The sequence below is a fragment of the Limnohabitans sp. Bal53 genome (assembly GCF_003063355.1).
Classification (GTDB): domain Bacteria; phylum Pseudomonadota; class Gammaproteobacteria; order Burkholderiales; family Burkholderiaceae_C; genus Limnohabitans_A.
In genome coordinates this window covers 234,906-247,732 of record NZ_NESH01000002.1, presented here as the reverse complement: position 1 = coordinate 247,732, position 12,827 = coordinate 234,906, and the positions used below count along the sequence as shown (strand labels likewise).

General features: G+C 62.6%; 14 protein-coding genes. 9 read left to right on the top strand and 5 right to left on the bottom strand.

All coding sequences use genetic code 11. The features are described from left to right. The first annotated feature begins 50 nt into the window (after positions 1–50). The 5 genes from B9Z50_RS06135 (at position 51) to ribD (ending at position 4,067) form a co-directional block, all read left to right on the top strand. On the top strand, positions 51–512 hold the full coding sequence (locus B9Z50_RS06135) for a type IV pilin protein (protein WP_108362797.1): 462 nt from the start codon (positions 51–53) through the stop codon (positions 510–512). Between the two features lie 43 nt (positions 513–555). Beyond that, positions 556–1,257 (top strand): hypothetical protein, encoded by a 702-nt coding sequence (locus tag B9Z50_RS06130; protein WP_233249790.1) that lies wholly within the window; start codon positions 556–558, stop codon positions 1,255–1,257. Beyond that, entirely contained in the window at positions 1,254–2,369 is a 1,116-nt protein-coding gene (locus tag B9Z50_RS06125; protein ID WP_233249789.1) for a hypothetical protein, read from the top strand. The genes B9Z50_RS06130 and B9Z50_RS06125 overlap by 4 nt, the downstream gene beginning before the upstream one ends. After that, positions 2,366–2,878 (top strand): hypothetical protein, encoded by a 513-nt coding sequence (locus B9Z50_RS06120; protein ID WP_108362796.1) that lies wholly within the window; start codon positions 2,366–2,368, stop codon positions 2,876–2,878. Before B9Z50_RS06125 ends, B9Z50_RS06120 begins: the two co-directional genes overlap by 4 nt. A gap of 73 nt (positions 2,879–2,951) precedes the next feature. Next, on the top strand, positions 2,952–4,067 hold the full coding sequence (gene ribD / locus B9Z50_RS06115) for a bifunctional diaminohydroxyphosphoribosylaminopyrimidine deaminase/5-amino-6-(5-phosphoribosylamino)uracil reductase RibD (protein WP_108363607.1): 1,116 nt from the start codon (positions 2,952–2,954) through the stop codon (positions 4,065–4,067). A 4-nt stretch (positions 4,068–4,071) separates the two neighbouring features. Here the strand turns inward: ribD and rpiA are convergent, their stop codons facing one another. Beyond that, positions 4,072–4,743 carry a ribose-5-phosphate isomerase RpiA gene (rpiA, locus tag B9Z50_RS06110; protein ID WP_199221678.1) on the bottom strand — a complete coding sequence of 224 codons (672 nt, stop codon included), beginning with the start codon at positions 4,741–4,743 and terminating at the stop codon, positions 4,072–4,074. Positions 4,744–4,848: 105 nt separating this feature from the next. Here rpiA and B9Z50_RS06105 point away from each other — a divergent pair, with 105 nt between their 5' ends. Then, positions 4,849–5,892, top strand: a complete 1,044-nt coding sequence (locus B9Z50_RS06105; RefSeq protein WP_108362794.1) for a quinone-dependent dihydroorotate dehydrogenase — start codon at positions 4,849–4,851, stop codon at positions 5,890–5,892. A 37-nt stretch (positions 5,893–5,929) separates the two neighbouring features. Here the strand turns inward: B9Z50_RS06105 and B9Z50_RS06100 are convergent, their stop codons facing one another. Both B9Z50_RS06100 and B9Z50_RS06095 read right to left on the bottom strand, forming a co-directional pair. Continuing rightward, a complete protein-coding gene (locus tag B9Z50_RS06100) occupies positions 5,930–6,760 on the bottom strand; it encodes an acyl-CoA thioesterase II (protein WP_233249788.1) in 831 nt (276 codons plus the stop codon). A 73-nt stretch (positions 6,761–6,833) separates the two neighbouring features. After that, positions 6,834–7,943 (bottom strand): NAD(P)/FAD-dependent oxidoreductase, encoded by a 1,110-nt coding sequence (locus tag B9Z50_RS06095; protein WP_108362792.1) that lies wholly within the window; start codon positions 7,941–7,943, stop codon positions 6,834–6,836. Between the two features lie 199 nt (positions 7,944–8,142). Between B9Z50_RS06095 and B9Z50_RS06090 the strand changes: the two genes are divergently transcribed. Further along, positions 8,143–8,904, top strand: coding sequence for an SDR family NAD(P)-dependent oxidoreductase (locus tag B9Z50_RS06090; RefSeq protein WP_108362791.1), 762 nt, complete (start codon positions 8,143–8,145; stop codon positions 8,902–8,904). A 202-nt stretch (positions 8,905–9,106) separates the two neighbouring features. On the opposite strand, the gene B9Z50_RS06085 is transcribed toward B9Z50_RS06090, so the two are convergent. Further along, positions 9,107–9,688 carry a superoxide dismutase gene (locus B9Z50_RS06085; protein ID WP_108363605.1) on the bottom strand — a complete coding sequence of 194 codons (582 nt, stop codon included), beginning with the start codon at positions 9,686–9,688 and terminating at the stop codon, positions 9,107–9,109. A gap of 373 nt (positions 9,689–10,061) precedes the next feature. Next, the gene (gene xseA / locus B9Z50_RS06080) at positions 10,062–11,417 is read right to left on the bottom strand and encodes an exodeoxyribonuclease VII large subunit (protein WP_108362790.1); all 1,356 of its coding nucleotides are present in this window, start codon (positions 11,415–11,417) and stop codon (positions 10,062–10,064) included. Positions 11,418–11,770: 353 nt separating this feature from the next. Here xseA and B9Z50_RS06075 point away from each other — a divergent pair, with 353 nt between their 5' ends. Then, positions 11,771–12,388, top strand: coding sequence for a MotA/TolQ/ExbB proton channel family protein (locus tag B9Z50_RS06075; RefSeq protein WP_108362789.1), 618 nt, complete (start codon positions 11,771–11,773; stop codon positions 12,386–12,388). Positions 12,389–12,399: 11 nt separating this feature from the next. Next, complete coding sequence (locus B9Z50_RS06070) at positions 12,400–12,822, top strand: biopolymer transporter ExbD (protein WP_108362788.1); 423 nt, start codon at positions 12,400–12,402, stop codon at positions 12,820–12,822. Positions 12,823–12,827: the final 5 nt, after the last annotated feature.

Sequence of the window (12,827 nt, the reverse complement as noted above, 5' to 3'; positions counted from 1 at the left end):
CAAGTGAATATTAAGTATTCAAAATATCAGGCCCAAGCAAGGAGAGTGACATGCGTTGTTCCAGACAAAGGCCCGTGGTGCGCGCACCGACAACCCATGCTGGTTGGACCCTGAGCGAGTTGCTGGTCAGCCTGGCCTTGATGGCCGTCTTGGCTGCTGTGGCCTTGCCTTCGTTTGAGGCCCAACAGCGCCAAGCCCGGCGCAGCGATGCACAAAGCGCCTTGCAGCAACTGCAACTGGCCCAAGCCCGATGGCGTGGCACCCACAGCAGCCATGCCGCCGATTTGGCCAGCCTGGGCTGGGCAGGCGACTTGTCTCCGGGGGGGCATTACCGCCTGGCGATCGCTGACGCCGACAGCGAGGGCTACAGCCTGATCGCCACACCCATCGGCGCACAAGCACGTGACAGCGCCTGCGCGCCCATGCGTTTGCAACTGCAGCACATGGCCAGCGTGGTGTTCAGCAGCGGGGCCGATCTGACAGGCGATCCGGGTCGCTGCTGGCGGCAGTGAGTGCGTTGTGGCTGCCCACCACATGCACAAGTCAGACCTATCCATGACAGAACCAGCCGTTAGGCACTCAACGAATGCCTCCACAGCGTTTGGCCTCGCGGGCCAACACTGTCACCGTCAAGCACGCCAACAGCTGGGCGAAACCTTGGTGGGCTTGTTGGTGGGCCTGGGCGTGGGTTGGGTGGTGCTGGCCGCAGGCAGCCAGATGCTGGCGCAGCAATTGCACGGCCATCGACTGGCCCTGCAAGACAGCCATGTGCACCACGACCTGCGCTCGGCGCTGGACAACATCACGCGGGAGTTGCTCCAGGCGCAGTCACTCGGACAAGCTTGGCGAGGACGCGCCACGGCGCAATGTAACGACGCTTTTTGCGCAGAGCCAGCCGATTTGCGGGTAGAAGGTCAGCGCATCGGCTTTGGGCTGGACCGCAACCGAAGCGGCCTGCTGGACAACAACGAGTGTTCGGGTTTCCGCTTGAAGGACCATGAGCTGCAAATCCGCACCGCCTGTTCACCCGAGGTCTGGACCGATTTGACCGATGCGGGCAGCATCAAAATGACCGGCTTGCAGTGGCAAGTGCACTGCGAAAAACGTGGGCGCTGGGTGGCGCGATGGGTGACGGTGCACCTCAGTGCGCAATGGCCGCGCGACCCCAAACGGTCCCTGAGCCTGTCGCAAACCGTGTCGCTGCGCAACGACGTGCCCGCCACGCCCTGGCCTGCGGCGTGTGGGGCAGCCCCATGATCGATCTGCTTGCGCTGCGCCATCTCGCAGCACCATCGGACCGCAGGGCGCTTCAGGGTCGCGATGGGCAAAACGGTGCCATCAATCTGCTGGCGGCGATCAGCCTGACGCTGCTGGCCAGTCTGGCCAGTTTTTACAGTGCCCGCAGCGTATGGGTGGACCGCCTGGCCAGCCACAACCAAAGCCAGGCCGCTCAGGCGCGACTGGCCGCCGAAGCCGCCCTGGCTTGGGCACGGGCCGAATTGCAGCGGCAATACACAGCCGCTGCAACGCCGCCCTTGTGGAGGGCTGACCCAGCGCACGCGCCCTGCCCAGCCAACTTCAGCGGTCCACGCTGGCAGTGCGTGGCCCTGCAGCCGCCGACTCACCCAGGCCTGCCCGACGCCGTGGCACAAGTGCTGGCCGTGCGCGACCTGATCCACTCGCCCCATGTGGCCCAACTGTTGGCCCGCGTCAGCTTAAAAGATGGCACAAGCCAAGCGCAGGTCCAGGCCGAAGTGTTCATCCCCACCGTGGCACCGGCCCCAGACCCCGCCAACACGGCCGCCGTGGTGCTCCATGGCTGTGCTTTGGCCACGCAAGAGGCCAGCGCTTGCCCCAACATCAACACACCCAGCCCCATCCCTGGCACTTGCACGCCTATTGCGTGGACCAGCGTACTGGGCGACATCACCCCCGAACAAATCCGTGCCTGGTCTGAAGCGCAATCGCGCAACGGCTTGAGCGCCCTGAGCCAACCCGCGCGCAGCGTTTACTGGGTGGACAGCTCAGCCACCTGGAGCCAAAGTTTGGGCTCACCCGAGGCCCCTGTGCTGTTGGTGTTTTCGGAGCAAGCCTGCGCCCAGCGCTGCCCGTCCATGGCTGCGGGCGTGCGTGTGGTGGGCACCGTGGTTCTGCAGACTCAATGTCAGGACAACCGAGCCCGCGCCTGGCACGCCGGGCACATCGAAGGGCAATTGGTGGTGGCGTCGGGCTTGCCCGAGTTGCAAGCCGGCAGCCGCATACAGGCGCGCGAACTGGCCCAAGCGCCCTACCGGCTGCCATGGCCTGCGGGCATGGACACGCGCCAGGTGCAACGCGTGCCTGGCAGCTGGCGCGAGGGCGGGCCATGAGCACCATGTTCGTCAATCGACGGGCCCTCAACCGCTCACCCCACAAGCCATCACGGCGCAGGCTGCAAGGCATGGCGCTGATCGAGGCGCTGGTGGCTTCGGCGGTGCTGGGCATAGGGCTGGCTGCGGCCACGCGCCTGACCCTGCACGCCCTGCACACCGCCAGCGACACGCGCCAGCGCACGGTGGCCATGGTCCTCGCCCTGGACGCCATGGACTGCCACCAATCGGGCCGCACAGGCTGCGCCCTGCAAGTCTCCAGCATGGTGCAAGGCACGGCCTACAGCCTGCAAGTCCAGCTGCAAACGCGCCCCGGCCTGGCCTTGGAGGACCTGAGGGTGCGTGTCCAGTGGCCGACCGCGGGACCCGGTTTGGGCACCAGTGGACAGGCCTCTGGTGAAGGCGCAGGGGCAAGCTCACCCGGGCAGGTCCAGCCTCCCATGGGTGAACTCGTTTTGCACAGCAGCCGCGATGCGGTACCCGCCTGGCTTGGCGTATCCTTGCCATGATTTGCTGCACCCGAATTTCGCCGTGACCCATTCGAAACCGACACCCCTGACCGACCAACCCCGGCACCCGGCCATGAATTTGGCATTGAACTTGGCCCGCCAGGCGCTGTGGCTGACTTCGCCCAATCCGCGTGTGGGCTGCGTCATCACTGCGGCCGATGGCACGGTGCTCGGCCAAGGCCACACCCAGCGTGCAGGCGGTCCCCACGCTGAAATCATGGCCCTGCGCGATGCAGCGGCACGTGGCCAGAGCGTTCAAGGCGCCACCGCCTGGGTCACGCTGGAGCCCTGTGCCCACCAAGGACGCACCGGGCCCTGCTGCGACGCGCTGGCGGCCGCCGGCATCGGCCGCGTGGTTGCGGCCCTGACCGACCCGAACCCCCAAGTTGCGGGCCAAGGCATGGCGCGCTTGGCAGCTGCGGGCGTTCAGACCGAAATTTTGGATGCGACCGATGAGATCGTCGTGCAAGCGCGTGAACTGAACCTCGGGTTTTTCAGCCGCATGGAACGTCAAATGCCCTGGGTGCGCATGAAGATGGCCGCTTCGATCGATGGGCAAACCGCCTTGCAAAATGGCCAAAGCCAGTGGATCACCGGGCCCGAGGCCCGCGCCGATGGGCACGTCTGGCGTGCCCGCGCTTGCGCCATCCTGACCGGCATTGGCACCGTGCTCGAAGACGACCCTTGGCTCAATGTGCGCGGCCTCAACACACCGCGTCAACCGCACCTGGTGGTGGTGGACAGCCGCCTCGACATGCCACTGAACGCCCGGCTGCTGGACACCCAAGGCGCAGGCGATCAGGCCCGGCAGATCTGGGTTTACACGGCAATCGACCCGGCCAACGCTGCGCAAACCGAGAAACGCGTTGCCCTGTGCGCACGCGGCGTCACCGTGATCGACATGCCGGGCCCCGGTGGCAAGGTGGATCTGGCGGGCATGCTGCGCGACCTGGCCCGACGCGAAATCAACGAGCTGCATGTGGAAGCTGGCCACAAGCTCAACGGCTCCTTCATCCGCGAAGGTCTGGTAGACGAATACCTGATTTACCTCGCCCCCCAGCTGCTGGGCCCCGGTCAGGGCCTGGCGAATTTGCCAGCGCTCACGGCACTGAGCGACTCGGTGCAACTGGGCTTTCACGCGGTGGACCGCATCGGCCCCGATCTGCGCCTGCTGCTGCGCCGGCTCTGATGCTTCAGAACGCCAGCGTCTTCACCCCAGCGGAGGTGCCCAGCAAACACACCTGCGCTTTTTGCAAGGCAAACACGCCCACCGTCACCACACCCGGCCACTGGCTGACGGTGTTCTCAAACGCCACCGGGTCGGTGATCTTCAAGCCCTTCACGTCCACAATGTGCTGGCCGTTGTCGGTCACCAGCGGCTGACCGTCTTTTTGACGCACCACGGCGCTGCCGCCCATGGCCGCAAACTGGCGCATGACCCGGGCCGTGGCCATGGGGATGACCTCGACCGGCAGGGGGAAAGCGCCCAAAGCATCCACCAGCTTGCTTTCATCAGCGATGCAGACAAACTGTTTGCTCTGAGCGGCCACGATTTTTTCGCGGGTCAGGGCCGCACCACCGCCTTTGACCATGTGGCCCTGGTGATCGATCTCGTCAGCGCCGTCGATGTAAACCGACAGGCTCTCGACCTCGTTGCTGTCAAACACCGGAATACCCAAAGCCTTCAGGCGCACGGTCGAGGCTTCGGAGCTGGACACAGCACCCTTGATCTGATCTTTCATGGTGGCCAGCGCGTCGATGAATTTGTTGACCGTGGAGCCGGTGCCCACGCCGACGATCTCGCCGGGGACAACGTATTTCAGGGCGGCTTGGCCCACCAGGGCTTTGAGTTCATCTTGGGTCATGGCATCGGTTCCGGTCAGTCAAATAAAAGAAGGGGCTGGCGTTTGCGACAATCGGGGGCACCGTTACAAACGCCGCAGCCCACTGCGCAAGCCCGGAATTATCCAATGTCCCTGATCCCCTACGCCCTGGTTCGCCCGTTTTTGTTCAAGATGGACCCCGAAGAGGCCCACGAGCTGACGATTGACGGCCTGGCCCGCACCCAAAACACCCCGCTCGACCGCGTTTACCGCCAACCGTTTGTGGCCCAACCCATCACGCTGGCCGGTTTGAACTTCCCCAACCGCGTGGGCCTGGCCGCCGGTCTGGACAAAAACGCCCGCTGCATCGATGGCCTGGGGGCCATGGGCTTTGGCTTTGTCGAAGTCGGCACCGTCACCCCCAAAGCACAACCGGGCAACCCCAAGCCGCGCATGTTCCGCCTGCCCGAGGCCAACGCGCTGATCAACCGTCTGGGTTTTAACAACGACGGGCTCGACGCCTTCATAGCCAACGTCAAACGCTCCAAATTTCGCCAGCAAGGTCGCCTGCTGGGCCTGAACATCGGCAAAAACGCCGCCACGCCCATTGAAAACGCCACCGACGATTACCTCATTGCCCTGGCCGGGGTGTACCCGCATGCCGACTACGTGACGGTGAACATTTCCAGCCCCAACACCAAAAACCTGCGCGCCCTGCAAAGTGACGAGGCGCTCGACGGCCTGCTGGGCGCATTGGTGGCGCGGCGCGAAGAACTGGCCGCGGAGCACGGCCGCCGCGTGCCCATGTTCCTCAAAATCGCCCCCGATCTGGATGAAACCCAAGTCGGCGTGATCGCCGCCACCCTGCAAAAGCACGGCATGGACGGCGTGATCGCCACCAACACCACGCTGGCTCGCGATGCGGTGAGCGGCATGGCGCACGCCGAAGAAATGGGCGGCCTGTCCGGCGCGCCGGTGTTGGAAGGCAGCAACCGCGTGATTCGCTTGTTGCGGGCTGCGTTGGGCAAAGACTTTCCGATCATCGGTGTGGGCGGCATCCTGAGTGGACACGACGCGATTGCCAAAATAGAAGCCGGGGCCGACGTGGTGCAGATTTACACCGGCCTGATTTACAAAGGCCCGGCTCTGGTGACCGAGGTGGCGAGCGCCTTGCAGCAGATGAAGCGCTGAAACCACATGCCTGAGGCCATCTTCATGACCCGTGTGTTCAATCCTTGAAATACACCAACTGGTGTGTGCTCGCCAGCAGCTGCCCTTCCGGACTCCACAGCTCGCCGGTCTGGTCAAAGTAGCCGTGGCGGTAGTTCAGCGCCTTGGCCACGCCCAGCACATGGCGCGTGCCCACTTGAGCCAATAAGGGACTGTCTGCGTGGAAATAAGTGGTAAGGGACACCGTTCCGATCATGGCGCGGCGGCGACGACGGATAAAGATGCGCGGGAAAAAACTGTCGCTCAAAGCCGCCAAAGAGGCAAAGTCCAGCGCCCGCTCGGGCTCGTCCCGCACCCACAGGGTGGAACGCGAATGGCGCTGCTCTTGTTCGTCAAAGTCCGTTGGGAAAGCCCCTTCGATAAAGCGCATGTCGTAGCGCTGAGGAAAGGCGGGCAGACCTGTGACAGGCATGCGGGGCACAGCGTCTGGCGCTGGCAAATTGGCGGGCATCACGGCCTCGACATCCGACCAGGTCTCGCGCCGCACCGCGAACACAGCGGTGGCGGTAGCCACCACGCCTTGCGTGGCATTGGCTGTTTGGTGGGCCTCGATGATCCAGTGCTGGGTCGAGCGGTTGGTGCGCACGGGCCGCGCCACAAACCGGATGTCGCCTTCGGCCACCGGAGCGGCAAAGTTGACGGTGAGCGCCACCGGCTCGCCCAAGCGCTCGGGGTGCAGCATGGCCGACTGCAACAACTGCGCAGCCGTGGTGCCCCCAAAGGGCCCCACCATGTTGGCATAGGCCGGATGGGTCGCGCCGATGAATTCGTGCGCCACATCCTGACGCTCTGAAACGCGCAGGGCGATGGCTTCGTCGAATGTATGCATGCTGTGGGGGTTAGACGTGATCATGTGCCCGATGGTAGGCGCACCAAGACCCTTGGCGCTGTCACGAAAGAGCTCACAGTAGCCGGTCGCAGACCTCTTGCGCGATGGCCAAAGAGCTCGTCAAACCCGGCGACTCGATGCCCAGCAAGTTCACCAGCCCCGGCACGCCGTGCTCGGCCGGGCCCTGGATCATGAAGTCGGCCGCTGCTTCGTGCGGGGCATTGATTTTGGGACGCATGCCCGCATAACCCGCCTGCAAGGCACCGTCTTGCAAGGCAGGCCAGTATTTGCGCACCTCGGCATAAAAAGCGTCGCCCCGGCGCGGGTCGACTTGCAGGTCAGAAGGATCCTGGACCCACTGCACATCAGGCCCGAACTTGGCCTGACCGCCCAAATCGAGCGTCAAATGCACGCCCAGTCCGGCCGCTTCGGGCACGGGGTAGATCAGGCGCGAAAACGGGGCCTTGCCCGCCAGCGTGAAGTAATTGCCCTTGGCGAAATGCGCCTGAGGCAGCAGACCGGCGTCCAGACCCGCCATGGCACGTGCCACCGACACAGCATTCAAGCCAGCGGCGTTGACCAGCACTTGGCAAGCCAGCTCGGTGCCGTCTTGTGTGGTCACACGGATCGGGTGCGTGGCTGTGCCGTGCTTTAGGCCTATGTGCTGCACGGGCGAGACCAGCGCCAGCAGACCACCTGCATTTTCCATGTCCCCTTGCAGTGCGAGCATGAAGCCGTGGCTGTCGACCACACCCGTGCTGGGGGAGAGCAAAGCGGCTTCGCAGGCCAGTGCAGGCTCCAATGCTTGGGCCTCAGCGGCGCTGAGTTTTTGCAGGTCGTGCACGCCGTTGGCGGCGGCCTTGGCCCGGATTCCGTCCAGCGCCAGCACTTGCTCAGGGCTGGTGGCCACGATCAACTTGCCCAGGCGCTGGTGCGCCACGCCACGCTCGGCGCAATAGGCGTACAGCATGGCCTTGCCTTGCACGCACAGCCGCGCTTTGAGCGAGCCTGCAGGGTAGTAAATGCCCGCGTGGATGACCTCGCTGTTGCGCGAGCTGGTCCCCGTGCCCATGGCGTTTTCCGACTCGAGCACCAGCACCTCACGGCCCGACAGCGCCAGCGCCCGCCCCACAGCCAGGCCGACCACGCCGGCCCCGATCACGACAGCATCAACTTGTTCCATGGGTCCTATTGTGGCGCACAGACCGGTCTTTTGTGGCAGCGGTGTCCTCACCGCGATAGCGGCTTTAGCAGGCCACTGTTCACCGACTTGAGGTGCGTGCACTCACAAGGACTGGCGCCCCCACAGGGTGACACCCGCAAGACAGACACCTGAGGCACGCACGGGCAGACTGTTCAACATTCAACCAGGAGACCGTTTCATGTCGCTGTTCAACCTCAAAGGCAAAGTCGCCGTCGTCACGGGCTCCAGCCGGGGCATTGGCCGCTCCATTGCGCACCAGCTGGCCCAGCAAGGCACCAAAGTGGTGGTGTCCAGCCGCAAGCAAGACGCTTGCGAAGTGGTGGTCAAGGAGATCCAGGCTGCAGGCGGCGAGGCGATGGCGATTGCGGCGAGCATCTCCAACAAGGAGCAGCTGCAAAACCTGATCGCGCAAACCCGGGCTGCCTGGGGACCGATCGACATCTTGGTGTGCAATGCGGCCACCAACCCCTATTACGGCCCGTCCACCGGTATGAGCGACGAGGTGTTTGACAAGGTCATGCGCAACAACGTGTTGTCGAACGCCTGGTTGTGCAACCTGGTCTACCCCGACATGAAGGCTCAAAAAGACGGGGCCATCGTGATCGTGTCGTCCATTGGCGGGCTGCACGGCTCGTCAGTGATTGGGGCTTACAACCTGTCCAAGGCGGCCGACATGCAGCTGGCGCGCAATCTGGCAGTGGAATGGGGCCCGGACAACATCCGGGTGAACTGCATCGCCCCGGGCCTGATCAAGACGGACTTTGCCAAGGCCCTGCACGAGGACCCGGTGATGAGCGCCAAGTACAACAGCGAAACACCGCTGCGCCGCATGGGCGAGCCCGACGACATTGGCGGGGTGGCCGTGTTTTTGGCGAGCCCGGCTGGGCAGTATGTGACGGGGCAGACCATCGTGGCGGATGGCGGGATGATGATTCGCTGAGCATTGTCGAGCGCCGCTGAGAACGGGGTGGGGCCGGGCGCCTCATGCTGGAGTACCAGAAATCGGCGCCCTGCCCCACCCCGTTCTCAGCTCGGTGGTTCTGCACCTCAATGCAGATCCGCTTCTTCCGGTCCGAAATCTCCAAGCTGAAGAAAGTAAAAAGCCCGCATCAGCGGGCTTTTTGAGTTGGAGAAAACCACGATCAGGCGAAGTTTTTCTCAGCGAAAGACCAGTTCACCAGTTTGTCGAGGAAGGTCTCAACGAACTTGGGGCGCATGTTGCGGTAGTCGATGTAGTAGGCGTGTTCCCATACGTCCACGGTCAACAAGGCGGTGTCGCCAGTGGTCAGGGGGGTGCCTGCGGCGCCCATGTTGACGATGTCGACCGAACCGTCGGCTTTCTTGACCAGCCATGTCCAGCCGGAGCCGAAGTTGCCCACGGCGCTCTTGACGAAGGCTTCTTTGAAGGCGGCGTAGCTGCCGAACTTGGCGTTGATGGCTGTGGCCAGGGCGCCTGTGGGCTCGCCGCCGCCATTGGGCTTCATGCAGTTCCAAAAGAAGGTGTGGTTCCAGATCTGGGCCGAGTTGTTGTAGATGCCGCCGCTGGACTTCTTGATGATTTCTTCGAGGGACATGCTCTCGAACTCAGTGCCTTTTTGCAGGTTGTTCAGGTTCACGACGTAAGCGTTGTGGTGCTTGCCGTGGTGAAACTCCAGGGTTTCCTGGCTGTAGTGAGGGGCCAAAGCGTCGATCGCGTAAGGCAATGCGGGCAAGGTGTGTTCCATGAGGATGTCCTTTTGTTGTTGCGGGTTGAGGGTAAACCCATTCATTTTAGGGGCAGCGTGATCGCCCTAGAGCGCTGCAGGTCACTGAAAAGCAACGAAGCCAAGTTCAGGCCGCACAGAAAACACTGACCGCCGCCATCGAGAACCAATGCATCTGAGCTTGGGTTTGAGGTTCCCCAAAAATGGGTGCACAGTCCACACCGTCCACCGCCGTCCTGGGCCGGGGCCTGGGCACCGATTTTGGGTACTTCCTCATGAGGTGCCCAGGCCCCGGCCCATGACGGCTTACCCATAGCGACTGCCCCATAAAGAATTACCCATAACGACTACGCCGAAACGGCCCACCCCAAACAGCTGGCCCGTCAAACAAAACTCAAGGGCTCACCGTCAAAGGCACATCCCCATCCGCCAATGTCGCCCGCACCGCCTGACCCGGCTGAAATTGGGCCGCATGGGTCAAGGCTTGGCCGTGCTCATCGGTGAGCCAGGCATAACCGCGCTCCAGCACTTGACGCGGGTCCACCGACGACAAACGCAAAGCGGCCCGCTCCAGGCGCTGGGCGCGTTGCGGCACTTGCTGATCCCGGTTGAAACCCAAACGGTCGCTCAGACGCTCCAACTGATGGCCCTGCCCCACCCATTGGCTTCGGACCCCCGTCTGCAAACGACCGGCCAAACGGTCCAGCCACTGGTTGTGCTGGCCCAACAAGGCTTGCGGGCGGCCCAGACGTGCCGCCACCGCGCTCAGCCGCTGGCTTTGCCGCTCTTGTTGGCGGACCAAACCCACGCCCAAGCGCGCCGCCACCGCATCCAGACGTTGTGCCTGCCGGTCTTGCTGTCGCAACAGCCCCCGGCTCAGGCGGTGCGCCAGCACCGACAGGGCTTCGAGGCCCACACCCCGGTCGCTCGCGGCCATCTCGGCTGCGGCTGTAGGTGTCGGGGCACGCACGTCGGCCACAAAATCGGCGATGGTGAAATCCGTCTCGTGACCCACGCCGCAAATCAGCGGCACCGGACTTTGGGCGATCAAGCGGGCCAGGTTTTCATCGTTGAACGACCACAGGTCCTCCATCGAGCCGCCACCGCGCACCAGCAAAATCACGTCCACGGGCGGACACAGCGGGTTGTCTTCGGCCGTGAGGGCGTAGATGTTTTGCAAAGCCTGCGCCAGTGTGGCCGCAGCGCCAGCGCCCTGCACCAAGGCCGGGGCCATCAACACCGGAATGTGCGGCACGCGCCGCTGCAAGGCGGTCACCACGTCGTGCCAAGCGGCAGCGCCCAAAGACGTGACCACCCCAATGGCACGGGGCTGCGCGGGCAAAGCGCGTTTGTGGGCGGGATCGAACAGGCCCTCGGCTTCGAGTTGGGCCTTCAGACGCAAAAACTGCTCAAACAATGCGCCCTGCCCTGCGCGTTCCATGGATTCAACAATCAGCTGCAGATCACCCCGGGCTTCATACACGCCCAAACGACCCCGCACTTCGACCAGTTCACCATCACGCGGGACAAAGTCCATCAAGCTGGCGGCACGCCGAAACATGGCACAGCGGATCTGGCCTGTGTCGTCCTTGATGGAGAAATAACAATGCCCACTGGCAGCACGCGAAAACCCCGAAATCTCACCGCGCACACTGACCGGGTTGAACTGGGCGTCCAGGCTATCGGCCACCGCGCGGCACAACGCAGACACCGTCCAGGCACGGTTTTTTTTCATTTCTGAAGGAATCATGCCTCGATTCTCCTACAGCAAGCAGACGCCTCGCCGCAGGCACTGTCGGCCAGTCTTCCACAGGCTTGAGCTTTGACCTCTACCAAGGCACAAGACCATTACCCATACTCTGCAAAAAGCCCAAGTACTTGATTTGTCTTGTATTTTCAGTTTTCAAATAAATTATTTCGGCAAAATATAAAACTAAAAAACTCATATTCAACCAGAAAAAGCCGACTTCTTCACAAAGTTATCCACAGCTTGGGCATCCCATTGAATGCTTGTTGGCCATCTTCTGAGCACGCGCCAAGAACGCAAGTCATCGTCCATAATCACCCGCTTTTGTCACTCCGTCTCCCTTGTAAGGAACTGTTTTGTTATCCATTATTCAAGCCGCCGGATGGCCCATCTGGCCGCTCATCTTGTGCTCCGTTTTGGCTTTGGCATTGATCCTTGAGCGCCTGTTTCAGCTGCGTGCCGGCAAAATCTTGCCCCCCCAGACAATGGAACAGGCTGTGGAAATCACCCGTCGCGGTGTTCCCCCCGAAGCTTCGGTGGTGCAACTTGAGAAAAAAGGCTTGCTCGGACCCGTTTTGGCCAGCGGTCTGCGCTGCCTGCAAAAAAACCCTACCGCATCGGATGAGGACATCCGGGCGCACATGGAAATGGCTGGCCGCTTGGCCGGGCGGCATTTGGAGCGTTATCTGACGACCCTGGGCACCATCGCTTCAGCGGCACCTTTGCTGGGATTGCTCGGCACCGTCATCGGCATGATCGAGATTTTTGCGGCCCAGACGGCTGGCACAGGCCAGCCGGCCCAACTGGCTTACGGCATCTCTGTGGCCCTGTACAACACCGCATTTGGCCTGATCGTGGCGATTCCAGCACTCATGTTCTGGCGCTATTTCAGATCCTTGGTGGACAATATGCTGCTGTCGATGGAGGTGGCCAGTGAACAATTTGCCCGCCACTTGAGCCATCTGCGCCGCTGAACGAGTCCGCTGTGAACTTTCGACAACGCACCCCCTCGGCTGAGCCCGAGATCAACCTCATCCCTTTCATTGATGTGCTGTTGGTCGTGCTCATCTTTTTGATGCTCACCACATCGTGGTCTCGCCTGACCGAAATCAACATGACCCTGCCGCTGGCAGACGCCCAAAAGCAAAAAGATCGGCCACAGCAAATTGTCTTGTCAGTCACCGCCCAAGGCCAATATGCGGTGAACAAATCCCCCATTGAAGGCACTTCGGTGAGTGCTTTGGCGGCCGTTTTGGGCCCCTTGTCCTCCAAAGAAGCAACCTTGGTGATCAGCGCCGATGCCCAGGCCAGCCACCAATCGGTGGTCAACGCCATGGAAGCGGCCAGGCGCACCGGGCTGTCTCAAATCACCTTCGCCACCCAGTCGCCCGAGCGCTCTGGCTCCTGAAACGC

What these genes read in the sequence shown, in the direction of transcription:
- B9Z50_RS06125 (WP_233249789.1), top strand. Translation starts at nt 1,254, where the DNA reads ATGATCGATCTGCTTGCGCTGCGCCATCTCGCAGCACCATCGGACCGC.
- B9Z50_RS06085 (WP_108363605.1), bottom strand. Translation starts at nt 9,688, where the DNA reads ATGGAACACACCTTGCCCGCATTGCCTTACGCGATCGACGCTTTGGCC.
- B9Z50_RS06105 (WP_108362794.1), top strand. Translation starts at nt 4,849, where the DNA reads ATGTCCCTGATCCCCTACGCCCTGGTTCGCCCGTTTTTGTTCAAGATG.
- B9Z50_RS06090 (WP_108362791.1), top strand. Translation starts at nt 8,143, where the DNA reads ATGTCGCTGTTCAACCTCAAAGGCAAAGTCGCCGTCGTCACGGGCTCC.
- B9Z50_RS06130 (WP_233249790.1), top strand. Translation starts at nt 556, where the DNA reads ATGACAGAACCAGCCGTTAGGCACTCAACGAATGCCTCCACAGCGTTT.
- B9Z50_RS06135 (WP_108362797.1), top strand. Translation starts at nt 51, where the DNA reads ATGCGTTGTTCCAGACAAAGGCCCGTGGTGCGCGCACCGACAACCCAT.
- B9Z50_RS06100 (WP_233249788.1), bottom strand. Translation starts at nt 6,760, where the DNA reads ATGCATACATTCGACGAAGCCATCGCCCTGCGCGTTTCAGAGCGTCAG.
- rpiA (WP_199221678.1), bottom strand. Translation starts at nt 4,743, where the DNA reads ATGACCCAAGATGAACTCAAAGCCCTGGTGGGCCAAGCCGCCCTGAAA.
- B9Z50_RS06095 (WP_108362792.1), bottom strand. Translation starts at nt 7,943, where the DNA reads ATGGAACAAGTTGATGCTGTCGTGATCGGGGCCGGCGTGGTCGGCCTG.
- ribD (WP_108363607.1), top strand. Translation starts at nt 2,952, where the DNA reads ATGAATTTGGCATTGAACTTGGCCCGCCAGGCGCTGTGGCTGACTTCG.
- B9Z50_RS06120 (WP_108362796.1), top strand. Translation starts at nt 2,366, where the DNA reads ATGAGCACCATGTTCGTCAATCGACGGGCCCTCAACCGCTCACCCCAC.
- xseA (WP_108362790.1), bottom strand. Translation starts at nt 11,417, where the DNA reads ATGATTCCTTCAGAAATGAAAAAAAACCGTGCCTGGACGGTGTCTGCG.